The organism is Polycladomyces abyssicola, assembly GCF_018326425.1.
GTDB lineage: Bacteria > Bacillota > Bacilli > Thermoactinomycetales > JIR-001 > Polycladomyces > Polycladomyces abyssicola.
Genome location: NZ_AP024601.1, coordinates 1606719 through 1628805 on the forward strand (window position 1 = coordinate 1606719; position 22087 = coordinate 1628805).

The 22087-nt window shown below is 49.1% G+C and carries 23 protein-coding genes; 15 read left to right on the forward strand and 8 right to left on the reverse strand.

Features of this window, described 5'->3' with window-relative positions; genetic code table 11:
* The first annotated feature begins 7 nt into the window (after positions 1-7).
* Positions 8-799, forward strand: a complete 792-nt coding sequence (gene ku / locus KI215_RS08055; RefSeq protein ID WP_212772262.1) for a non-homologous end joining protein Ku — start codon at positions 8-10, stop codon at positions 797-799.
* A 4-nt stretch (positions 800-803) separates the two neighbouring features.
* Here the strand turns inward: ku and KI215_RS08060 are convergent, their stop codons facing one another.
* The gene (locus KI215_RS08060) at positions 804-1133 is read right to left on the reverse strand and encodes a hypothetical protein (protein WP_212772263.1); all 330 of its coding nucleotides are present in this window, start codon (positions 1131-1133) and stop codon (positions 804-806) included.
* Positions 1134-1246: 113 nt separating this feature from the next.
* Here KI215_RS08060 and KI215_RS08065 point away from each other — a divergent pair, with 113 nt between their 5' ends.
* Both KI215_RS08065 and KI215_RS08070 read left to right on the forward strand, forming a co-directional pair.
* Positions 1247-1531, forward strand: coding sequence for an Mpo1-like protein (locus KI215_RS08065; RefSeq protein ID WP_212772264.1), 285 nt, complete (start codon positions 1247-1249; stop codon positions 1529-1531).
* 169 nt (positions 1532-1700) lie between these two features.
* Positions 1701-2618 (forward strand): ATP-dependent DNA ligase, encoded by a 918-nt coding sequence (locus KI215_RS08070; RefSeq protein ID WP_212772265.1) that lies wholly within the window; start codon positions 1701-1703, stop codon positions 2616-2618.
* 488 nt (positions 2619-3106) lie between these two features.
* Here the strand turns inward: KI215_RS08070 and KI215_RS08075 are convergent, their stop codons facing one another.
* Entirely contained in the window at positions 3107-3454 is a 348-nt protein-coding gene (locus tag KI215_RS08075) for a hypothetical protein (protein WP_212772266.1), read from the reverse strand.
* Positions 3455-3565: 111 nt separating this feature from the next.
* Between KI215_RS08075 and ligD the strand changes: the two genes are divergently transcribed.
* Together ligD and KI215_RS08085 are read left to right on the forward strand one after the other, a co-directional pair.
* Positions 3566-4468, forward strand: coding sequence for a non-homologous end-joining DNA ligase (gene ligD / locus KI215_RS08080; protein WP_212772267.1), 903 nt, complete (start codon positions 3566-3568; stop codon positions 4466-4468).
* 114 nt (positions 4469-4582) lie between these two features.
* Complete coding sequence (locus tag KI215_RS08085; protein WP_212775123.1) at positions 4583-5842, forward strand: amidohydrolase; 1260 nt, start codon at positions 4583-4585, stop codon at positions 5840-5842.
* A gap of 78 nt (positions 5843-5920) precedes the next feature.
* Here KI215_RS08085 and KI215_RS08090 read toward each other — a convergent pair whose 3' ends face one another.
* On the reverse strand, positions 5921-6115 hold the full coding sequence (locus KI215_RS08090) for a hypothetical protein (RefSeq protein ID WP_205494821.1): 195 nt from the start codon (positions 6113-6115) through the stop codon (positions 5921-5923).
* A gap of 178 nt (positions 6116-6293) precedes the next feature.
* Here KI215_RS08090 and KI215_RS08095 point away from each other — a divergent pair, with 178 nt between their 5' ends.
* The 6 genes from KI215_RS08095 (at position 6294) to KI215_RS08120 (ending at position 12530) form a co-directional block, all read left to right on the forward strand.
* A complete protein-coding gene (locus tag KI215_RS08095; protein ID WP_212772268.1) occupies positions 6294-6941 on the forward strand; it encodes a hypothetical protein in 648 nt (215 codons plus the stop codon).
* A gap of 114 nt (positions 6942-7055) precedes the next feature.
* Entirely contained in the window at positions 7056-7586 is a 531-nt protein-coding gene (locus KI215_RS08100) for a hypothetical protein (RefSeq protein WP_212772269.1), read from the forward strand.
* On the forward strand, positions 7579-9081 hold the full coding sequence (locus KI215_RS08105; RefSeq protein WP_212772270.1) for an AAA family ATPase: 1503 nt from the start codon (positions 7579-7581) through the stop codon (positions 9079-9081). Before KI215_RS08100 ends, KI215_RS08105 begins: the two co-directional genes overlap by 8 nt.
* Positions 9082-9099: 18 nt before the next feature.
* Positions 9100-9990, forward strand: coding sequence for a 3-hydroxyacyl-CoA dehydrogenase family protein (locus tag KI215_RS08110; protein WP_275956691.1), 891 nt, complete (start codon positions 9100-9102; stop codon positions 9988-9990).
* Positions 9987-11186 (forward strand): acetate/propionate family kinase, encoded by a 1200-nt coding sequence (locus tag KI215_RS08115; protein WP_212772271.1) that lies wholly within the window; start codon positions 9987-9989, stop codon positions 11184-11186. Before KI215_RS08110 ends, KI215_RS08115 begins: the two co-directional genes overlap by 4 nt.
* A gap of 162 nt (positions 11187-11348) precedes the next feature.
* Complete coding sequence (locus tag KI215_RS08120) at positions 11349-12530, forward strand: pyridoxal phosphate-dependent aminotransferase (RefSeq protein ID WP_212772272.1); 1182 nt, start codon at positions 11349-11351, stop codon at positions 12528-12530.
* Positions 12531-12580: 50 nt separating this feature from the next.
* Here KI215_RS08120 and KI215_RS08125 read toward each other — a convergent pair whose 3' ends face one another.
* The gene (locus KI215_RS08125) at positions 12581-13762 is read right to left on the reverse strand and encodes a glycosyl hydrolase family 18 protein (RefSeq protein WP_212772273.1); all 1182 of its coding nucleotides are present in this window, start codon (positions 13760-13762) and stop codon (positions 12581-12583) included.
* Between the two features lie 153 nt (positions 13763-13915).
* Between KI215_RS08125 and KI215_RS08130 the strand changes: the two genes are divergently transcribed.
* Positions 13916-14380: a DUF1259 domain-containing protein gene (locus KI215_RS08130; protein ID WP_212772274.1), complete on the forward strand. Its 465-nt coding sequence runs from the start codon at positions 13916-13918 to the stop codon at positions 14378-14380.
* 270 nt (positions 14381-14650) lie between these two features.
* Here the strand turns inward: KI215_RS08130 and lexA are convergent, their stop codons facing one another.
* Entirely contained in the window at positions 14651-15280 is a 630-nt protein-coding gene (gene lexA / locus KI215_RS08135; protein WP_212772275.1) for a transcriptional repressor LexA, read from the reverse strand.
* A gap of 630 nt (positions 15281-15910) precedes the next feature.
* Here lexA and KI215_RS08140 point away from each other — a divergent pair.
* The 3 genes from KI215_RS08140 to KI215_RS08150 all read left to right on the forward strand — a co-directional run bounded on the left by KI215_RS08140 (position 15911) and on the right by KI215_RS08150 (position 17918).
* On the forward strand, positions 15911-16237 hold the full coding sequence (locus KI215_RS08140; RefSeq protein ID WP_212772276.1) for a YnfA family protein: 327 nt from the start codon (positions 15911-15913) through the stop codon (positions 16235-16237).
* 196 nt (positions 16238-16433) lie between these two features.
* A complete protein-coding gene (locus KI215_RS08145; RefSeq protein WP_338048290.1) occupies positions 16434-16898 on the forward strand; it encodes a DUF5680 domain-containing protein in 465 nt (154 codons plus the stop codon).
* A 696-nt stretch (positions 16899-17594) separates the two neighbouring features.
* A complete protein-coding gene (locus KI215_RS08150) occupies positions 17595-17918 on the forward strand; it encodes a YhfM domain-containing protein (protein ID WP_212772278.1) in 324 nt (107 codons plus the stop codon).
* Between the two features lie 360 nt (positions 17919-18278).
* Here KI215_RS08150 and KI215_RS08155 read toward each other — a convergent pair whose 3' ends face one another.
* The 3 genes from KI215_RS08155 to KI215_RS08165 form a co-directional block, all read right to left on the reverse strand.
* Positions 18279-18641: a hypothetical protein gene (locus KI215_RS08155; protein ID WP_212772279.1), complete on the reverse strand. Its 363-nt coding sequence runs from the start codon at positions 18639-18641 to the stop codon at positions 18279-18281.
* Between the two features lie 365 nt (positions 18642-19006).
* On the reverse strand, positions 19007-20089 hold the full coding sequence (locus KI215_RS08160; protein ID WP_212772280.1) for a tyrosine-type recombinase/integrase: 1083 nt from the start codon (positions 20087-20089) through the stop codon (positions 19007-19009).
* Positions 20090-20547: 458 nt separating this feature from the next.
* Positions 20548-22032, reverse strand: a complete 1485-nt coding sequence (locus tag KI215_RS08165; RefSeq protein WP_212772281.1) for a flavin monoamine oxidase family protein — start codon at positions 22030-22032, stop codon at positions 20548-20550.
* Between the last annotated feature and the right edge of the window lie 55 nt (positions 22033-22087).

Here is a 22087-nt window from a genome sequence, read left to right on the forward strand (position 1 = left end):
ATACGCCATGCATACCATATGGAAAGGTGCGATCAGCTTCGGCTTAGTCAATATCCCGGTCAAAATGTATGCGGCCACTGAAGAGAAAAAGGTGCCGTTTCGACTGTTACACAAAAAATGCCGGACACCATTGCAATATACCCGAACCTGTCCTTATTGCAAGGAGGAAGTGCCGTGGGCCGATGTCGTGAAAGGGGTGGAATATGCGGACGGTAAATTCGTATTGATGGAAAAAGAGGAACTGGAGGCGATCGCACCGGAAAACCGCAAGGCGATCGAAATTCTCGACTTTGTGGATTTGAGGGAAATCGATCCGATTTTCTTCGACCGCACCTATTATTTGGGGCCGGGTGATACCGGGGAACGAGCGTACACATTGCTCAGGGAGGCGATGGAACAGACAGGGAAAATCGGCGTGGCGCAGATCACGATTCGTTCCAAGCAAAATCTGGCGGTCGTCAGGGTGTATCAGAACTGTCTGGTGATGGAAACGATCTTTTACCCTGATGAAGTGCGATCCGCGGCATTGGTTCCGGGGGTACCGCAAGAGACGGTATTGCCGGAAAAAGAAATGGAAATGGCGCGTCAGCTGATCGATAGCTTGTCCACACCGTTTGATCCCGGAAAGTATCGGGACGATTACCGCGAAACGTTGCAAGAAGCGATCGAAAAGAAAATCCGCGGAGAAGAAATCGTGGAAGCACCAGAAGCTGAACCGGAAAAAGTGGTCGATCTGATGGAAGCGCTCAAGGCCAGCATCGATGCGGCTCAAAAAAGGAAGGCGGCCGGAACGGAATAAGTTCTCACGGTTTCGGCCGCTCTTGTGTGTCCCAGTACCGTAAATAGGTTTTCTCACCGGTGGGAATGACCTCCAATAACCGACCGTAACGGTCGTAGCGATACTCCACCTTCTCATACGTTTCAATCCGCCAGTCGCCATGTTGTTCGGCTCCTTCAAACCGATCTTGCACCTCCACCTTTTCACCCGGCAAGACGGGAACGGTGGTGGTGGGCGCAGTGGCCGGCAGAGACACTTGCCCCCTCGCCCAAAGCAGTGCACCCAACATCACGTTTACCGCCAATGCAGTGAAAATAAAGGACTGCATCAAGATTTGTTTGATTCCCGGTTTCATGGCCGCCTCCATTTTTGAACTCCGTTTTCTTTATCTATATGGGACAAGAGGGACATTTTAGAAGGGAGTTTGTTGGAACGAAGCGAAAACGGTAGATGGGAGGTGTTTGGTGCATGCGTTTATCTGAATTGTTGGAGAAATACAAACAGGATCACCAACATCCGATCAACCAATTGACGCACGCGTTCGGCATCCCAATGATCGTGATCTCGATTCCGTTGGTGTTTTTTCAATGGAAAACCGCCCTCATCCTGTTCGTGGCGGGCTGGATTTTGCAGTTCGTCGGTCATGCATTTGAAGGAAAAAAACCTTCTTTTTTCAGCAATCCCCGTTTTTTGTTGATCGGACCGTACTGGCTGGCAAAAAAGTGGACGAAGTGGTGGAAAAAAGACTCATAAACTGATGCTTCAAGGCCGCGGGCAAAGTGGAGGATATTGCCCGCGGCTGCACTTTTCCGATACTCGATAGGCTCAGGTTGTCGCTCACATGGGAAAAAATCGCTCCTTTACCGAGAGGGATGGCCCACAACTGGATTGGGGCAGACTAAACTGCGGAGGGAGGCGCAATATGAGACTGCCCGCAATTCAGCCAATGGAGCCGGTATTGCAAACGACGATTCCCCAAAGCGACAGGTATTGGTATCAAGTCAAATGGGACGGGGTTCGGCTGCTGGCATGCAAAGATGAATCCGGGTGGTGGTTGTACAATCGCAAGCAAAACGAACGGACACAGACATATCCCGATCTGTTGGCGGAGTTGACGTTGTTGGAATGTGAGAGTGTGTTACTCGACGGCGAAGTGGTGGCCCTTAAAGACGGTCGTCCCGATTTTTTTCGGGTGTTGAAGCGGGATTTGGGATCTCCGGCCAACCAGTCCCGGTTAATGGATCGCATTCCGGTGTATTATATGGTGTTTGATCTGTTGTTTGCCGACGGACGTTGGTGGACGGACCGTCCCCTCTTGGAACGTTACGAACGATTGACCCGGCTGATTCCTCCCGGATTAAAGCGAATCCATGTTTGCGATAACTATGAAAATGGTACGGCACTGTTTGAAACCATGAAGAAGAAAGACATGGAAGGGATCGTGATCAAGGAACGAGAGGGTGTGTATTATGTGGGGCACAAGCATCCCACATGGCAGAAGGTAAAGTATTTTCGCGAGATGCAAGCGGCGGTGATCGGGGCCACTTTGCGGCAAGGACGGGTAAATGCACTGATTTTGGGGGAACCCGCAGGAGCGCCCGAACGGTATATTGGTAAAGCGGCTACCGGATTGAATCAACAGGAGCTGACCATATTAACTCAATTTCTTCCCCAATTGCAAATGTCCAAACCGCCGGTTGCCGTCGTCCCGCGTTTTCCGTCAACGGAAACAGTCGTTTGGTTACAGCCGCTGTTGACCGTTCAGGTACGGTTTCTTTCATGGACGCCGGATGGAACGTTGCGTTCACCCGTCATCAAAGGGTTCCCTATGTCGCCATAAATAAAAAATCCCGCTTGTCGCGAGGATGAATTCCCCGCCATAGCGGGCAAAGGTCTCGGGTATCAGCAAGGATAGGGGTAAGACGGGGAAGGGTATGGTGTATAGGGGCGGTAATAGGGAGGATAGAACGGATAGGGGCGTCGGTAGTAAGGGGGATAGTACGGATGATAAGGGGGACAATAAGGATGATGGTAATGCCGTGTCTGAGAGGATGAGCTCTCGCCACCCAAGAAAAGGCCTTAGCTGGTGGCGGGATACTGATAATCCGAATAACCAGGATATCCGTAATAACCTTGTGGACCGTAGCCATAGGCGGGGTAACCGGATTCGTTTTATTCAGGGCGGCTTTGCCTTCGCTCTTCACTTGAGCGGTCTGCCATTGGACGATCCTCCTCGTCGTTGTTCAGGCACATTCCCAATGTATGTTTCGGCCGGATCACGGCACGATCTAATTTGTTTTTTGGTCGGAAGCGACATTGGACTTTCAATCACCAAAAAAACGGAAATCCGAAGAATGGGAACGGACGGAAGAACGGGAAACCGAAGAACGGGAAACCGAAGAATGGGAATATGCTGGTTTGCGCGTTCGGATCCCCCGGGACTGTCTCGATCGTGTAATCGTATGTTCCGTAATCATAAGAATAAAAATCGTCGCCCGTAACAGGATACTCGCTGGTGGTGGGATACGGATAATCTGAATAACCGGGATATCCGTAAAAACCTTCCAGACCATAGTCATAAGCGGGGGAATCGAATTCGTTTTCGTTCAAGGTGACTTCCTCTTGGTTCTTCACTTGGGCAGTCGCTTTCTTTGGGGCTTTCTTTTCTTTCGCCATCTGATATTCCTCCTCTTCTTTCTTAATCGTGCAGGCACATTCTCAATGTATGTAAGAATGGGACATTTGGACGTTTGTCCCGAAAAAATGGGCGCAGGAAGTGAAGTCGCCATGGGTGTGAAAGAGAAACGCACGATTCGTGTGGAAGGAAAAGAACTGACAATTTCCAATCCGGACAAAATGATGTATCCCGAGGATGGCATCACCAAATGGTCGTATCTGTTGTACCTGACACGATTGGCGCCGTGGATGTTGCCCCATTGCCGCGGAAGATGGTTGACGACGATTCGTTTTCCGGACGGGGTGCATGGGAAATCGTTTTATCAAAAAAATGTGCCGTCCCACGCTCCCGACTGGGTGCGCACCGCCGCTTGGAACGAGGTGGAATACATACTCTTGGAAGATACGGCCACGTTAGCGTGGCTGGCCAATTTGGCGTGTTTGGAGTTTCACCTATCGTTCGACCGCGTGGACGCCCCGGACTTACCTCCCGAACTCGTGTTTGACTTGGACCCGTCCGCCCCGCCGTTTGAAAAAGTGGTGGAAGTGGCGCTTTACACCAAAGAAGTATTGGACGGCATGGGACTGTCGTCGTATGTCAAAACGTCGGGAGCGACAGGACTGCAGGTTTACGTGCCGATCCGTCGCCGTTACACTTTTGATGATACGCGCAGGGTAAGTCGGTTTGTCGCGATGTATCTCGCCCAAAAATATCCGCGTTTGATCACCATCGAACGGACGGTGAAAAACAGGGGAGACAAAGTTTATTTTGATTACTTGCAACACTGGCGCGGCAAATCCCTGATCGCCCCATATTCACCCCGCGCACGTAAAGGTGCACCGGTATCCACTCCGCTGACATGGGAAGAATTGAAAAAGGGCGTTCGTCCTGAACAGTTTACGCTGGCTACCATTCATGGGCGTCTAACGGAAAAAGGGGATTTGTTCGCCGTGATGCTTACAGAAGATTCGCGGCACGATCTGACCGATATTTTGAAATGGATACCCAAGTAAGCGCCCTCTTGTTTCTCCGCGCTATTTCGGTTATCGTGGTTTCTGACTGGCATTTCATGTGTGGGGAGGCGTCTATTTTTGAAACGTTTGTTTATCCATGCAACCATCCTGACCATGAAGGACGGGGAAAAACCACTGACCAATGCTGCGTTGGCGGTGGAAAACGACCGAATTACATACGTCGGTCCCGTGCCGGAAGATCGTTCCGGTTACGATGAAGTGATCGACATGAGCGGACATGCGATTTTACCCGGATGGGTCAACACTCACGGTCACGCCGCCATGTCATTGTTGCGCGGATACGGAGACGATCTGCCGCTGAAGACTTGGTTGGAAGAAAAAATGTGGCCGATGGAGGCTCGTTTCGGTCCCGAACAGGTTCGCTGGGGAACGGCGCTGACCGTATTGGAGATGATCAAGGGTGGTACGACGTGTTTCCTCGACATGTATGATCACATGGACCAAGTGGCCGAAGTCGTGGTGGAAGCCGGTATCCGGGCGCGTCTGTGTCGTGGTGCGATCGGACTCTGTTCGGAAGAGGAGCAGGTGGCCAAATGGAAAGAAGCCGTCCAGTTCGCCCGAGATTGGCACAATCAGGCGGACGGTCGGATCACGACAATGATGGCCCCTCACGCTCCGTATACCTGTTCACCAGATTTTATCCGGAGGTTCGTGGAAAGTGCCGCGGAGTATCAATTACCCATTCATACACACATGTCGGAGACAGCCGCTGAAGTTCAACAAAACGTGGATCAGTACGGCGTTCGTCCCGTGGAGCATCTGGATAAACTGGGCGTGTTCGACTTGCCTTGCCTGGTGGCTCATGCCGTTCATCTGACAGATGACGAGATCGCGTTGTTGGCGGAAAAAGACGTCAAAGTCTCACATAACCCGGGAAGCAACCTCAAGCTGGGAAGCGGTATCGCACCGATCGCGAAAATGCTCGCGCATGGGATGCGACCGTCATTGGGGACGGACGGACCGGCCAGCAACAACAATGTGGATATGCTGGAAGAAATTCGCCTGGCTGCGCTGATCCATAAAGGAGCCAATGAGGACCCATTGGCGGTAACAGCGGATGTGGCCCTTCGCATGGGAACCATCTACGGTGCGGAAGCGTTGTTCCTCGACCGGGAAATCGGCACGTTGGAACCAGGAAAAAAAGCGGACTTCATCACGGTGGAACTGCGCCAAGCTCATTTGCAGCCGTTGCATGATGTGGAGTCCCATTTGGCATACGCGGCCGTCAGTACCGATGTACGAGACGTTTATGTCGACGGGCGGCCGATTATGAAGGATCGCGAATGCCTGACATTGGATGAAGAACGGATTATTTACGAGGCCAATCGGGCTTTTCAGGCGATTGCTCCCTAAAAAAAGCCTGCCCGGTGAGGGCAGGTAAATATTGGGGAGAGGTATAGGCAGGAGAAATGTAGTCAAACTAGGTACTGATCAAGATTTTACATCGATGTCCAATGTGAACCGTAAGGGGATCTCCTCCTCTTCAGTCCGCCAACGCCGTTTGCGGGCGGAAGGGGATGCCCACGATTCTGCATGCATCACCGTCTGAATCCGGTCCCATTCTTCGTCGGACAGATGGGATTTCAGCACCTCCAAAATCCAACCGGAGGAAAGGGAAGCAGTCATGATGCTCACCTCCTCAGGCAGGAATAGTATCACCCGAGACGGAGTCAATATGTCTAACACATTTTGTACGTATGTCCAATTGCCCGTAAAACCGGGCATTTTCTTTTGGCTGGAGTCGTGAACCGTTGGTTGTCAACATACAATGGAATGACACCAACGGCGAAGGGGGATGACTGGCATGCGACGGCTTCCTTTCCTTTTCCTCCTGATTCTCCTGGCCGCTTGTTCTCAAGCAGCGCCCGACGCTTCCTCCAAACAATCCGTGGAAGTCCGGGCAGCGAAGGATTGGCAGTCCGTTGTGGGGAAACAGTTGGCAAAAGAACAATATGCATTCCAGCTCATAGTAAACGGAAGCGGGGCAACCGTTACCATGAACGGAGAACAATCGGGTCAAGACTGGACGATGCAAAACGAGGGAAAACAAATCCAGGTGGTCAAAAAAGGGGATCACATCCACTTGTCACGGTCGGGTACGCAGGAAACGGCCACACCCAGACAACTGGGATTAATGTCTCCGCGCGATCACCTGCTCTGGATGCAGCGTGTAGGGGGGCGGGTCGAACGAATCGGAACGGTCAAGTGGCAGGGGAAGCGGACCATTGTGCTTCAGAAGGATCTGAATGAACGTCAAGTAGGCAAGATACTCAGCAAATGGATGGGTACGCCGCCCAGCGACTTTGCAGAGATCATCGGACACCACTTCGACGTTAGGTATCGGTTGTGGTATGTGCCGAAAACTCATACGTTGGAGCAGATGGTGGCCGAGATTCGTTCCGATGGTCATCTACGACAGACCATTCGCTATGTGTTTCACCCTGTTCGATGAAACGGCGGATTTCCGCCGTTTTGGTTTTTCCAGGGATTCCTTCCATCAAACCATATATATTTTATGATATACTGATTGTGATCGACAGAATCGTAGAGAGGAGACGTGACACCCGTGAAAACGCGCGTCATGGCTGCGATTCTCAGCTTGGTTGTCACGCTAGTTTTGTTGTTTGGAGGCTATTTTGCTTATCAGTGGTGGGCGTTGAAAAAACCGATCGAGGCGATGCTGACACACGAGCCCCATTTTCAGCTGGTCGAATTGCGCATCGAACCCGATCGTGTATGGATAAAAGCAAACACGGATCCTGCTTTTTCTTTCACCAACCAATTTCCATATTTGAACAAACGTGTCAAAAACATGGTTGGAGAACGCGCGGTAACCATTCAGTTGGTAGACAAGCCGGATCCGGTGTTGAACCGGGCTTGGAATCGGATGGTATTCGGCATTGAGGAAGGATTGGTGAACGCGCGATATTCGCAAATTCCGAAATCGGTGGATACAGTGGCCAAATCGATGCAGATCCGTTACGATATTACGATGGACGATCAGTTCCTCTACGTGGAGCTGCATCGTGGGCCGCATACCCTTTACCGCGTTCTCCCGTTGCATAAATCGAACTCCGGGGTGAAGGATAATGGGTAAAGCGATTGCCTTCGGTTCCGCCTCCGCGTTGATCGTGTTCCTTTTGACTTTGGGCTACAGTGTCTTACCGTTGGTGACGTTGTTGGCTATTGGCACGGGAGCGTACCTGTTTGCACAATCGCGTGGCAACGGGTTCACATTGAGCCGGAAAAAGTTGGTCCAGAGCAAAGCATCGGTGCCTACTACGTCGTTCGATGATATCGGTGGTCACGAGCGCGCCAAGAAAGAACTGAAGGAAGCGCTGGACTTCCTGATCCACCGTGACCAGATTTCGCAATACGGCATCCGCCCCATCAAGGGGATTTTGTTGTCTGGTCCGCCCGGCACGGGGAAAACCCTGATGGCGAAGGCAGCGGCTCACTATACTGATTCGGTATTCGTATCGGCGTCCGGTAGCGAATTCGTGGAGATGTATGTCGGGGTGGGCGCCCAACGGATGCGTGAATTGTTTCAAGAAGTGCGGACGTTGGCCAAACGGAATCAAAAAACCAGCGGCATTGTTTTTATTGACGAAATTGATGCCATTGGTGGCCATCGGGAAGGTTCACAACACCGTGAGTATGATCAGACACTCAACCAGCTGCTCACGGAAATGGACGGCATCACGACGGATCAAGACATCCGGATTCTCGTGATCGCGGCCACCAACCGGAAGGATATGCTGGACCCGGCATTGCTGCGTCCGGGGCGCTTCGATCGGCAGATCGAAGTGGATCTGCCCGATAAAAAAGCTCGTCTGCACGTCCTCCAGTTGCACACGCAAAACAAGCCGTTGGCCGACGATGTAAGCCTGGAACGTCTTGCTGTGGAGACATTCGGATTTTCCGGCGCCCAGTTGGAGAGTGTCACCAACGAGGCGGCGATTTATGCGATGCGGGAGAACAGTCAGGAAATCACCCAACGTCATTTGTCCGCTGCGATCGACAAAGTGATGATGGGAGAAAAGACGGACCGGGAAGCAACACAAGAAGAACGTGAGCGTGTGGCGATTCACGAGTTGGGGCACGCCATCATCTCGGAGCTGGTCCGACCCGGTTCCGTTTCGCAAGTAGCCTTGTCCCCGCGGGGGCAGGCATTGGGGTATGTACGCCAGCATCCGGGTGAAGACCGGTATCTGTACACACGGAAACAGATCGAAGACCAGATCAAGATTTGCCTCGCGGGTGCGGCTGCTGAAGAGCTGATTTACGGCAACCGCAGCACCGGTGCGCGCAACGATTACCAGCAAGCCAACCAATACACCCGGACCTTGATCGAAACCGGTCTTTCCGATCTCGGCATCATCGATCCGGAGTGGATCAATAAGGAAAAGATGCAGGACGAGTCGACCCGGATTTTGCATGCACTGCATAAAGAAACGTACGAACTGCTGGCCCGGTACCGGAAACTGTTTGACGCATGTCTGCAGGTGCTGCTGCAGGAAGAAACGCTTTCCGGAGACCAATTCCGCAAGATGATGGAAAAAGCGGTACCGGTACAAGCCAAGATCGGGTAGAAGGGAAGGAGATGTGCCTTGTCATCGATTCATGAAATCGCAGTGATCGGTGGTGGCACGATGGGTCAGGGGATTGCCGAGCTGTTGTCCAAAAAAGGGTTTGAGGTGACACTGCTGGAGCAATCCCCGGAACGCGCAGAACAAGCCCGCCATCATATTGAGATCAGTTTGGACAAGCAGCTGGCCAAATGGGGGATTACGGCTGCCGAGAAGAAGGGGATTCTCTCCCGGATTCGGTTCACGACGGACTTTGAATCACTGAAAAATGCCGATTTGGTTATCGAATCGGTCTATGAAGATTTGGATGTGAAAAAAGATGTGTTTGTACAATGCGACCGGATCTGCCGGCCGGAAGTAATCCTGGCCAGCAATACATCCACGTTGAGTTTGACGGAAATCGCCGCTGCGACTGAACGGCCAGATCGAGTGATCGGCCTTCATTTTGTTCATCCGGTGGCCAAAGTGGACGTAGTGGAGATAATCCGCGGGCTCAAAACGTCGAATGAGACGTTTGAAACGATTCGCAACTGGGTTAAGGGGATGGACCTGGTCGGAATCGAAGTATATGAGTCGCCCGGTTTTGTCACGACCAGGCTGAGTATGCTGCTCATCAATGAAGCCATCCATACCCTGATGGAAGGGGTGGCATCCGCCGAGGAGATTGATCTGGCGATGAAGCGGGGATACAAATTCCCCATGGGCCCGCTGGAAATGGCCGATCACTTTGGATTGGATTCCGTGCTCAAAGCCATGGAACGTCTGTTCCGTGAATACGGCGACACCAAATACCGGCCGGCGCCGTTGCTCAAAAAGATGGTGCGTGCCGGGCATCTCGGTGTCAAAACAGGGGAAGGCTTTTTCCGCTACAACGAAGATGGAGAACGGTTGGATAGGAAGGATGTCCGATGAAGGTTCTGGTGATCAATTGCGGGAGTTCATCCATTAAGTATCAGTTGTTTGAGATGAAGGATGAATCGGTTCTGGCCAATGGCTTGGTCGAACGGATCGGTACGGACAGCGCGATTTTGACGCATCGTGTAACCGGCCGAGATGAGTGGGTGGAAACAGCGGAGATCTTGGATCACAGTGAGGGATTGAACAAAGTACTCTCTTTGTTAACCGATCCACAAAAAGGAGTAATTCAAAGTGTTGAGGAGGTTGCCGCTGTTGGCCACCGCGTGGTGCACGGCGGCGAATCCTTTTCTGAATCCGTCATTATTGATGACGAAGTCATCCGTGAGATCCGGCGCAACGTGGATTTGGCGCCGCTGCACAATCCGCCTAACCTGCTCGGGATCGAAGCAGCGCGCCAACATCTGCCCCATGCCTCACATGTGGCGGTATTCGATACGGCGTTCCATCAAACGATGCCGGACTACGCGTTTATGTATCCGCTGCCTCGGGTACTGTATCAGAAGTACAAGATCCGCCGTTACGGGTTCCACGGTACATCCCATAAATACGTAACCTTGCGCGCGGCGGAAGTGTTGGGACGTCCGTTGGAAGAGTTGAAGCTCATTTCATGCCACATCGGCAACGGGGCCAGTCTTGCGGCCGTTCAATACGGAAAATCCGTGGACACCACTATGGGGATGACCCCGTTGGAAGGTTTGATGATGGGAACTCGTTGTGGCAGCATTGACCCGGCCATCGTTCCGTTCGTGATGGCCAAGGAGGAATTGACGCTGGCTGAAGTCAATTCCATGATGAACAAACACAGCGGTCTTTTGGGCGTGTCGGGATTGTCCGGCGATATGCGTGAAATCACTGAAGCGATGTTTGAAGGTAACGATCATGCCCGTCTTGCGTTGGATATGTATACATATCGTCTGCGCAAGGCGATTGGGGCTTATGCGGCGGCCATGGACGGTGTGGATGCCATTATTTTCACGGCCGGTGTCGGAGAAAATGCTTCGCTCGTACGCGAGCGTGTCTGTAAGGGGTTGACCTTCCTTGGCGTAGAGTTGGATCGGGAGAAAAACGCCGAACGCTCCAAACAGGAGCGGATCATCAGCACGGAAAACTCACGGGTGGCCGTGTTGGTCATTCCGACCGATGAGGAATTGATGATCGCGCGCGAAACCCGAAATCTGGTTGAACAGTAATGTTTACCAAAGCGAGCCTTTATCCGAGAAGAAAGGCTCGCTTTTATACACCATCCACCACCTGGGTTGCTCATAAACTTCCTGTCACGGTTGGCGATTGATGTACAGCAACAGTTGCAGTACAATATGGAGCAAACCAGGGGATTTGGAGGAGGAGAACTCATGAGACTTTCTGAGCGGGCTCAGCAACTGACCCCTTCGTCCACGCTGGCCATCACCGCTAAAGCGAAAGAACTGAGACAACAAGGACATGACGTCATCGGCCTCGGCGCTGGCGAGCCGGACTTCAACACGCCGGAACATATCTTAAAGGCGGCCGAAGAAGCCATGCGTGCGGGGCACACGAAATACACGGCTTCGGGCGGGATACCCGAGCTGAAAAAAGCCATCGCCGACAAGTTTCGTCAAGACAACGGTTTGAATTACGAACCCGATCAGATCGTGGTTACAGTCGGGGCCAAGCATGCACTGTACAACTTGTTTCAGGTCATGTTGGATCCCGGTGACGAAGTGATTATCCCAGCTCCGTACTGGGTCAGCTATATTGAGCAGGTGAAGCTGGCCGGAGGTGTCCCGGTGATCGTGGAAGGGACTGAGGAACAACAGTTCAAAGTCACACCGGAACAACTGCGCGCTGCGATTACGGACCGGACACGTGCCTTTCTGATCAACAGCCCGTCCAATCCGACCGGGATGGTCTACACAGAGGAGGAGCTGCGGTCACTCGGCGAAGTGTGCCTTGAGCACGATGTGGTGATCATTTCTGACGAAATTTATCAGCACTTGATTTATGGTGAAGAAAAACATGTGAGCATCGCCAGTCTGGGGCCGGATTTCTACCGGAATACCATTGTGATCAACGGCGTGTCCAAAACCTACTCGATGACCGGTTGGCGGATTGGTTATGCTGCTGGAGATGCCCGCATCATCAAGGCGATGACGGGATTGGCCAGCCACAGCACCTCCAACCCCACCTCCATCGCTCAATATGCGGCGATTGCCGCATTGACCGGTACGCAGGAACCGGTGGATACGATGCGGGCCGCGTTCAAGGAACGCCGCGATTTCGTGGTGAAACGGCTGTCCGAGATCCCTGGGTTCCGCATCTTGCCGCCGCAAGGAGCATTTTACGCGTTCGTCAATGTGCGCACGGCCATTGATGCTTCACCTTTCGAGGATGTGGATACATGGGTAAAAGCATTGTTGGACGAAGAAAAAGTAGCGGTCGTCCCCGGTTCGGCTTTTGGATCTCCCGATCATATCCGCATTTCGTACGCGACATCCATGGAACAACTGGAAAAAGCGTTGGATCGGATTCAACGTTTCGTTGAGAAGTATCAATAAGGCAAAAAACAGCCTGCCGAACATGATCGGCAGGCTGTTTTTCTTTGGACTCAATGCTTGCGGATGATGAAGTTATCTTGAAGCAGGGGCCAGTTCCTGGGAAAATCCTCTCCCAGAACCCAATAGCCGATCCCCCGAAGCCGATACTCCTTGATCAAGTTGAACTTGGCTTGGGCACTCTGTGCGTTTTCGAACCAGACCACATGTTTTTTTCCACGCTGATCCGTATAGAAGAAGTACGGAGCTTGATCCCGGTTATTGTATTGGATTTTCAGTGATTTCATGTAAGCGAAAGTCTCGGCTTCCTTGGGCGACACCCGTTTAGCCGGAGGGCCGCCTTTTTTATATGGGAGTACCCAGTCATAACCGTACAGGGGAGCTCCCATGATAATCTTTTCCCGAGGGATCTTGGAAACGGCATAATCGACGACTTTACGAACTTGAGGGATCGGAGAAACGGCCATGGGAGGTCCACCAGTCCAACCCCATTCATAGGTCATCAGAATAACAAAATCCGCTATTTTACCATGGAAGGCATAATCATGGGCACCATGCCAAGGACCTGCCTGTTTGTCACTCGATTTTGGGGCCAAGGCGGTGGATACCACATATCCTTCCTTTTTGACCCGTGGCAACAGCGTTGCCAAAAAACCGTTGTACAGCTGCCGATCTTTTTCACGGATGTGTTCAAAATCAACGTTTAGAGCACGGTAACCTTTTTGCTTCATGACACGGATTACGTTTTGAATCAGCCGTCGAGACGCCATCGGGTCGGTAAAGATCCGATGCGCGACATCGGGCTGGAAATTTCCTCGAGCGAAGTTGGTAATCACCAACATCGGGACTGCCTTGTTCCGTTTGGCAGCTGCCAAGGGGGCGGCATCATTTAAAGGAATCAAATCTCCATTGGGTTGAACACGGTAACTGAAAAAACCGATGTAAGTCAGATGTCGGCCAGCCTCATTGACATCGGATACGGCTTGGGCGGGGTTTACCGGTTCCAAAAAGCCGATGGACTCAATGCGAGGTTTGGCTGTTTTGGATCTGAGATTATTCTCCCCTCTTTTATCAGGGAGTACCCTGCCTCGGCTCTCCATTGGTACTGTTTCCGGATGAGCAGTCTGATTGCTAAGCTGCTTGGGGCGAGGAGGTGCTTCTCCGATTTGTTTGGCTGTGTTGCATCCCGCCGATAGTAGGAACAATGCGATGAAGATCAGATACGCTTTTCTCATCTTTATCACCCATTTTGGTTTGTTCGAATGGTTTGTTCGAATATCATGCTTTTCTTATTCTCGTCAATTTATTCATGATTAATGTCTGGTTTTTGAATAACTGACACACACATGGTTAGGATAAACGTTAAACAAAATATGAAGGTGGTCTGCGTGAAGAAAATATTTTTTATTTTGACATCTTGTTTGATGATCGTCTCTTTTCCTATACAAATGGTTTATGGTAATGAGAAAACGGGATGTAAAGTCCTTGAACAAATTTTTGGTACGAATGCAAAAGCGGAAAAAGGGGTTTGTAAGGTAGAAATTCCTCGTAATATCCCTATTACTTACAGGGGGATCAAACTCTCACCAGAGACAATGGAATTGGAGTTTATCGCTACATTTGAACAAATAACTCATGGGAAAACAGTGGTGACGGGCGAGTTTTCTCTGCTTGAAAGCGAAGTTACTCCTGTATTGGATACGTTACGTAAAGGAAACTTAGAGATTTCCGCCATACACAACCACTGGATTTATGAAAAACCACGCATCATTTATTTGCATTTCCAGGGAGTCGGAAATATGAGGAATCTTGCCCAGACAGTGAAAGCCGCTATACAAGCGACTCAATCTTAGTCTTCTGACTGCAAAAGTCCGGAGCCATGGTTAGTTTCCAAGCGAATTCGATTAACCCGCCATCGCCCTTCACGAACGGCGCGGGCAAAACGCACTATCGCTATCAATTTGGTCGGTTTCTCCGCTTGCCGAGAAAAAATCTTCACACTAAAAAAGCCCCTCAGTTAGAGGGTCTAAATGAACATCGAAAAGAATTTCCCGAATCATAATCAAACCCAGCGGAAATAACGCTGGGTTTGTCTCAAAAGCCTCAGCCACTGCTTGGATCTCTCAATGAATTTCCCGGAATACCCCGATTACTTTCCCCAAAATACTGACACTTGTCAGACGGATCGGTTCCATCTCGTCGTTTTCCGGTTGCAGGCGAATATGATCCTTTTCTTTGTAGAAGCGTTTTACGGTGGCTTCCCCGTCCTGGGTCATCGCCACGACGATATCCCCGTTTTCGGCAGTGTTCTGCTGTCGTACCACCACATGGTCACCATCAAGAATGCCGGCATTGATCATACTGTTTCCGTGAACGGACAAGACAAACGCCCGTTCTGCATTGCCGACCAGGCGACGAGGGAGAGGAAGGTATTCTTCCACATTCTCGATTGCAGTGATGGGTTCCCCCGCGGTGACTTTCCCGACCAGCGGTACCAATACGGTGTCAGAAGAGCGGGCCGTTTCCTCTAGATCCCCGCGATCCAAAAGTTCAATTGCCCTCGGTTTGGTGGGATCACGTCGGATGAACCCCTTCTTTTCCAGACGGGCAAGATGACCGTGTACCGTTGAGCTGGACGCCAAGCCGACTGCTTCCCCGATTTCGCGAACTGACGGAGGATATCCCTTCTCTTTGACCGATTTCTTTATGTAGTCCAAGATTGCCTTTTGCCGCGAGGAGAGTCGCGTTGTCATCACCCTCAACTCCTAGTCGATGATGTTTCCCATTTTCTCCAGTATACACGAATCTGCTCCAAAGAACAAACATAAGTTCCCCGGAATGTGTGTTCCGGAGAACAAATTATCGTCAATTTGCACCTCCGCCACTTATTTATGTCCACTTTGGGGGGGAGATCTATACGTAGAGGGGTTTAATATGGATTCAAGTTTAAAACAAGGGATTTTTGATCATTATGGACAGCATCTTCTTAATGATACTTCACCAGTTCAGTTTTACTTAGGCTTTTATGATGGGCAACCAGCTGTTACGACAGCCCTTTACTATAATGATATAGTTGTAGGCGTATACGATGTAGCAACGCTTCCGTTAATGAGAAAAAGGGCTGGCGAGTTCCACGTCACAATATTTACTAGAAGCGTCGTTGAATCAAGGATATAAATGGGCGGTTCTTCAAGCAAGAGAAGCAGGTTTAAACACATACAAGAAGCTCGGATTTGAGACGTATTGCCAGTTTCATGTGTATTTACTTAAAGGAAAAAAGGTTATACTGTATTAGCTGATTCGGCACATATTGGTGGCGGCACATGAAGAACCGGTCTTACCATTGGAGACCGGTTTAACATTGGAGAGGGTGGAAACAAAAGATGATTCAAGCAGTGTTTTTGTTTTTTCTTGCCGGGTTGGCGGAAATCGGCGGGGGATATATGATCTGGCTTTGGTTACGGGAGGGAAAACCGTTTTACTGGGGATTGATTGGTGGGCTTACTTTGTCCTTCTACGGGATTATCGCCACTTTTCAATCTTTTCCTTCCTTTGGTCGGGTTTACGCTGCTTACGGGGGAGTGTTCATAGTCATGTCTGTTTTGTGGGGATGGCTCATCGACAAGAAGACTCCCGATTTCTATGACTGGATTGGAGCAGGGATCAGCTTGATCGGGGTGTCTGTGATGCTTTGGGGACCACGGAGCTAGGGGAGATACTTTTTAATCTTGGTATTTTTTTCTTTTGATCCCTTTCTGTCCATTTGTTTATCTATGGTTACAAATTCCATTCTATATGATATGATGTAGAAGAAGAGGGAATTGATTCAATCTTTTTGCTGTAGATATCGACAAACTGAATAATATTACATACAGGTTTGCTAAACAAACTATGAAGGAGATTCAAGTGCACAACGAATTCATTTCTTTCCTGCTAAACGCTAAACGAGCTACATATGCTTCCCAAGGAAACGATGCTTCCGTCGCGGCATTGCTACCAGGGGCCAAACAATTGGAATACCGCGATGGTCCTTATTTCTACCGAGATGTTTATTTCGGTATGGAGACGTTTACGGGGATGGAAACGGTATATCATTTGGACCAACCCATTTGGGCCATGATTTATGGAGGCGGAGTGCTCAACATCAGTGATCAGGAGCAGGTCCTTTCCACCTATGCATTTTTGCGTGAAGCATTGCGCTTGGGATCAAAGGATGTGCCTTATCGGGGACCGGAAGTCTGGGAAAAAGGGCCGCTAACCTATCTGAACAGATGGGAGGGAGGATGGGATCGGTTTCATGGATATGAGGAAATTCGCGTGAAAGATACAAAAGTGTATGAATTGCGGTATCAGGGTGGTTTATTAAGATAAGCTAGGAGAGGTAGATGACGGAGGATAAGGGTCGCCTTTTTGGATGATTCCATATGATGTGGAGCGAGATGAAAGCGGGGAAACCGAAATGAAATCATGGAAGGGATGGGCAAATTTCACATTGTACTATGGCTTGAAGTAGGTTTCTTGATTGGTGTGTCCATCATGTTATGGGGGCACGAAGCTAGGGAAATACCTTGTTAGCTTGACATTCCTTAGTAGAATTGATTCAATCTTTTTGCTGCAGATATCGACAAATCTAATAATGTTACATACAGGTTTGCAAAACAAACTGTAAAAAAGATTCATATACACTACAGACTTAATTCTTCCTCCTAACAGCCAAACAAGCTACATATACCTCGTAAAGAGACGATGCTGCCGTCCGGGCATAGCCTCAAGGGGGTTAAATAATTAAAATACCGCGATGGTCCTTATTTCTACCGGGATGTTTATTTCGGAATGCAGACGTTTACGGGGATGGAATCGGCATATCATTTGAACCAACCCGTGTAGGGGGAATGATGGGGAGAAGTGATCAACATCGGTTGTTTACTTGGTTGCCTCTATTTTGAGAATTTTAGCCGCACCTCATTTTTTAGGTACATTATTTTATGGAGTTGAATGGAATTGCGTATATTTGCGTTTTTGGTATGTTTCTACGTTCTATTGCACGGGTTAACGGGTTGTAGTGAAATGCCTGCAAAAAAACCCAGCGAAGTTGTTATTCAAAAAACGAATGGATACGAAACAAATATTGATGATACGACGATGGTTGAAAAAGTAATGACTATTGTTGAGGAAGTCAATTGGAAAAAAGGATCGATTCCATCAATGGCCAGAGAAGAGGATGCCCGTTTCTGGATAAATTACGACAATAAGGAGAAAGAGACGTATCAAGTTTGGTTCAACAAATACGGAAATGCAGAATTAATAAAACGTTCTACAAATGGATCTACATATGGGACACTTAAAGCGGATAAAGTAAAGCAGTTAAAAGAAATATTACTCGGTTCTTAATTCGCTCTGCGCTCCGATAGGTGATCCCTCATTCCCTGCGTTTTGATTGTAGACGTTACACGTTTGCAGTGGTCGCCTAGACATGTATTGATAAAAAAACATCAACTCATCTGATTCTTAAACAGGTTTGTGTTACAAACAAATCCAACTCCATAGCTAAATCAATAACGAATAATAGAGCAAGTGCCTGTTTGTCTGGGGAATGGGAAACGCCTGTTTCTTACTTCCCGACTGTTTCCTTCACTAATATATAGAGCGAGTACCATAATGATGATACCGTGATGACCGGGGAAATGGTTATCCTGTTCTCAGATCCTCGATGACGCCTAAACACTGGTTAAAATATCAATTCAAATGAAATCATCTCTTATCGGGACTACGTTTATGTAGTTCTTCAAGCAATTTCTTCAGCAACTCGAGTTCCTCTTTTGCAATCGCCAGTTCTTCTTTAACTAGTGCTAATTCATCCATCACCGCATCATGTGTTTCGTTTAAGATTTGTTCCTGCTTTTCTCCAGCCTTTCTGGATACGTAACCTAACACAGGCAGTGCAACACCTTGAAAGAAGACGGTTACCCAGAACATGAGCCACGCTTGTACACCTTCTGGTCTCTGAAAGAAAAGAGTTGCAAGAATGGCGATCGATATGAGATAGAAACACCCCATGGTTGAGAGCCAGTAGGCCAGTTTATCCCCCAACCAATCGTTAAAACGCCTCATCATCACCATCACTCCTCTAAGGGGTAACGGGTATAAAGACGAATATACGTCGGTAAGCGGAATGCTTCTTCCCTCTAACGGTATGCCACACCTTTTATTTTTGTGCGCATATAGGGATTCAACACCGGGTTCAAATCTACCCGTGACACCCATCTTGAAATAAATGGGAATTTGTTGAGGGCGCACGAGAAAAATGACCTTCTATTTCCCCGTATAACCGACCTTTTTTATTTAGGGAATACAATTGTCCAAAAAGGATTAAAATCGCTGAAATCGCCGCATATTCGCTCTGTGAACGTGTGTAATATTTATCCAACGGCAGACGTACAAATGTTCCCTTTTCGCATCCTAAAATTCTCCATATTCACCTAAAACAACCTTCCCAACCGATCCAATGCTTCATCTTTCTCCGGGTTGATGACGTGAGTGTAAATTTGGGTGGTATGAATACTGGAATGACCGAGGATTTCCTGCACCACCCGCAGGTTTTCGCCGTTGGAAAGAAGCAAGGTGGCCAAGGTATGACGCAGTTTGTGCGGTGAGATGCTGGCTGCCTTAGGAGGTAAATTCGCCTCCCGGGCGTATTTGCGAATAGCTTCGGAAACGGCCTTGCGACTGATACGGGTATGGTTACGGTTGACAAACAATGCGTCGCGATGTTCGACAGGGATGTTCGATTTCGGGCGTAATGCGAGGTAATCTTGCAGTGCGTGCATGGCGATCGGATTTAACTTCAGCACGCGCTCCTTGCCACCTTTCCCGATCACGATCACACGGGCTTGGTTACCGTCAATTTGAAAGCTGTTGAGATTGAGGTTGATCAATTCTGATACACGCATACCAGTGTTCAACAAAAGGATGATGATCGCACGATCGCGGGCTTCCACCCACATCTGCCGGTGGCGATTGTGTTTCTCTCCATAGGCGGCAACAGCGTCGATCAGACGGATCGCTTCTTCGCGGGTCAAGAAGACGGGGATTTTGGTCCGATTACGCGTGCGTAACGATACGTCCTCATATTCTTCCAGGGGATTTTGGGAGAGTACGTGACTTTTTACCAAGTAACGGAACAGCGAGCGAAGGGAAGCCAGTTTCCGTTGCTTTCCCGCCCGGGAGTTTTCTCTTCGATGTTTCCGCTCAATCCACTCTTCGTATATTTCACCATGCGGATTCTTCTTTTTTACCTTCACCTGTACTGTTCGCTCATAGCCGTTTTCGATGCGGCGGAAAAAATGTCGGATCACTTGGGGGGTGACCTTTTCCAAGTCGAGTTGTTGTGAGTAGAGGAAATCGAAAAAGAGAGCAAAATCGTAGGCATAGTTGGCGATGGTTTGCGGGGAACGCTCGGCGCTGATCATCTCCCAAAAAAAGTCTTGTACCGGATCGGGAAAACGGGAAATCATTCGGTTGACGGACTCCGGAAGACGAGACGAAAAGGGGATATCCGACATAAATTTCACTCCTCATTTTGTAACCTCAACTCAAACATATCACAAAATCTTCCAAGACGCTAACCGAAAAATGATTATCGCTAACTTCCGATACGGTACTATTATCGGAAGTTAGAAAAAGAGGAGCAATCCTTCTGCCTTGTCCGGTATCATGAGCCGGTGCTGACGGGGGATCGAGCATTGAAACGGTTGGTCTAGGTGGAGTTTGATCAACCGGATCACACCTAAAGATATGCGGGCACCTACTAAGGCGGGGCCACCTTGTCCTATTTTGGTATTTTCTCGGTTCATGGGTGGGGAGTATGGTGCTCGGAGCGTTTGGCGAAACGGTAATGTTCCTGATGTACAATTTGATTCAGCTAATCGGGGACTTATTTATCGTCGGGGGCGACTGGTTTATCACACGATATCGAAGAAGTGGGGGACGGTTGAGTTGGGATCGATGATCAGTTTGTTGATTAGGACCCAAAATAAGTTCTTGGTAAGTCATTGACTTCCCATGCAACATGTATCCCAGACTCGATTGCGCCTTGTATCCAGGCGTGGGTAGATGAGGCATGTTCGCCAGCAAAATGAACCCTTCCCTCGGGAGTGGAAATATGGGGGGATAGTTCCATTGCCTGATATGGTTTAAACATCGTGAAAGCTCCAGCACTATACGGATCTCGAATCCAACTGTGGCTCACTCCTGTTATATACTCACGATATACCTGTTTACCATGGATAGTAGCCAAGTTTTTTAATGCATATTCAAAGCGATCTTCTTCGGCCAAACTATCCCAAGGTACAGCATCATCCTCCCATGTATAACTAGCCAAAATCACACCTGGTCCTGGTTCGCCGAGGCCATCGCTCGGGTATTGAGTATACGTAATAGGGAGATCAGAAGCCGTTTTCCCACCATACATACCTTCCTTTTCCCAGAACCTGTTTTTAAACTGGATGCCGGTCTTCGTAGAGCCCACATAGTGAAGTTCTCGAATCGCCTTCCATTTCTCATGAGAAAAAGAGTTAACCGGTTCGACCTCCACAAATTGTAAGGTTGTAAAAGGAATGGTCACAATCGCAAGATCACCGGTGATTTGCGATGGCCCCAGGATTTTATGTAAAGAATGAATGGTTACTTGGTTGTCGTGCTGCACAATTTTCTTCACCTTTTGTCCGTACCGGATATCATCTTTCAATTGAGAGAGAAATGCTTTAGGAAGTTGGTCGTTACCGCCTGTGATCTGATAGAAGCGAATATTAGGGGTAAACAAGATTAATAATTCACGTAACAGTTCCAGGAAAGAAAGCTCCGGAAATCCTTCTAGTGAAAGAAGTACTTTGAGCATATCGACGGCACCCACAGATAACGACACTTCAAACGGGTTATCTTTCAAAAAAGCTTCCATCGAGTATTGATTCAATCGTTTTACGATCACAGGCCAATTTTCCCGCGGGTTTTGGTTAAGAAAATCTGTCACGGGTTTTATTGCTGATTGGAGCAACTCCGTAGCGGTTTTCCCCCTTTCGTGTGGGGCTACCGGAAAGCGGAAAATATCAGGGTTCTGTTCATACGTCTTTAGACGAGCTTTGATTCCTCTAAGATAGATAATGTCGTTGGGAGTCGTGTTAATGAATCGACTAACCGGAAGGCGAAATTTTCTTATATATTCCAAAGTCAACAAATGAGTATGAGGAATACGCATCGCGCCAGCTTCAAGATACTGCCCATCCCTAAAATTGGCTCGCAACGTATAAACTCGTCCTCCGACCCTATCCGAAGCTTCAAGAATGGTAACATGGTGTCCAGCTTGCTTCAGCAATGAGGCCGAGACCAGGCCTGCCATACCCGCGCCAACAATGATGATCTTCTTAGGAATTTGGGTTTTTGGAAGTCCATGTCTGATGATCGAAATCATTTGATCAGTTGATAACTCAGGATAGATATAACTTGACATACTCTGCCTCCTCTGTAAAGCCTATCAGACAGCGAGCTGATAAAAAATTGGTACT

Excerpts from the sequence above, each read along its gene's own strand:
- ku (WP_212772262.1), top strand. The coding sequence starts at position 8 with ATGCATACCATATGGAAAGGTGCGATCAGCTTCGGCTTAGTCAATATC.
- KI215_RS08060 (WP_212772263.1), bottom strand. The coding sequence starts at position 1,133 with ATGAAACCGGGAATCAAACAAATCTTGATGCAGTCCTTTATTTTCACT.
- KI215_RS08065 (WP_212772264.1), top strand. The coding sequence starts at position 1,247 with ATGCGTTTATCTGAATTGTTGGAGAAATACAAACAGGATCACCAACAT.
- KI215_RS08070 (WP_212772265.1), top strand. The coding sequence starts at position 1,701 with ATGAGACTGCCCGCAATTCAGCCAATGGAGCCGGTATTGCAAACGACG.
- KI215_RS08075 (WP_212772266.1), bottom strand. The coding sequence starts at position 3,454 with ATGGCGAAAGAAAAGAAAGCCCCAAAGAAAGCGACTGCCCAAGTGAAG.
- ligD (WP_212772267.1), top strand. The coding sequence starts at position 3,566 with ATGGGTGTGAAAGAGAAACGCACGATTCGTGTGGAAGGAAAAGAACTG.
- KI215_RS08085 (WP_212775123.1), top strand. The coding sequence starts at position 4,583 with ATGAAGGACGGGGAAAAACCACTGACCAATGCTGCGTTGGCGGTGGAA.
- KI215_RS08090 (WP_205494821.1), bottom strand. The coding sequence starts at position 6,115 with ATGACTGCTTCCCTTTCCTCCGGTTGGATTTTGGAGGTGCTGAAATCC.
- KI215_RS08095 (WP_212772268.1), top strand. The coding sequence starts at position 6,294 with ATGCGACGGCTTCCTTTCCTTTTCCTCCTGATTCTCCTGGCCGCTTGT.
- KI215_RS08105 (WP_212772270.1), top strand. The coding sequence starts at position 7,579 with ATGGGTAAAGCGATTGCCTTCGGTTCCGCCTCCGCGTTGATCGTGTTC.
- KI215_RS08115 (WP_212772271.1), top strand. The coding sequence starts at position 9,987 with ATGAAGGTTCTGGTGATCAATTGCGGGAGTTCATCCATTAAGTATCAG.
- KI215_RS08120 (WP_212772272.1), top strand. The coding sequence starts at position 11,349 with ATGAGACTTTCTGAGCGGGCTCAGCAACTGACCCCTTCGTCCACGCTG.
- KI215_RS08125 (WP_212772273.1), bottom strand. The coding sequence starts at position 13,762 with ATGAGAAAAGCGTATCTGATCTTCATCGCATTGTTCCTACTATCGGCG.
- lexA (WP_212772275.1), bottom strand. The coding sequence starts at position 15,280 with ATGACAACGCGACTCTCCTCGCGGCAAAAGGCAATCTTGGACTACATA.
- KI215_RS08140 (WP_212772276.1), top strand. The coding sequence starts at position 15,911 with ATGATTCAAGCAGTGTTTTTGTTTTTTCTTGCCGGGTTGGCGGAAATC.
- KI215_RS08150 (WP_212772278.1), top strand. The coding sequence starts at position 17,595 with ATGCCTGCAAAAAAACCCAGCGAAGTTGTTATTCAAAAAACGAATGGA.
- KI215_RS08155 (WP_212772279.1), bottom strand. The coding sequence starts at position 18,641 with ATGATGAGGCGTTTTAACGATTGGTTGGGGGATAAACTGGCCTACTGG.
- KI215_RS08160 (WP_212772280.1), bottom strand. The coding sequence starts at position 20,089 with ATGTCGGATATCCCCTTTTCGTCTCGTCTTCCGGAGTCCGTCAACCGA.
- KI215_RS08165 (WP_212772281.1), bottom strand. The coding sequence starts at position 22,032 with ATGTCAAGTTATATCTATCCTGAGTTATCAACTGATCAAATGATTTCG.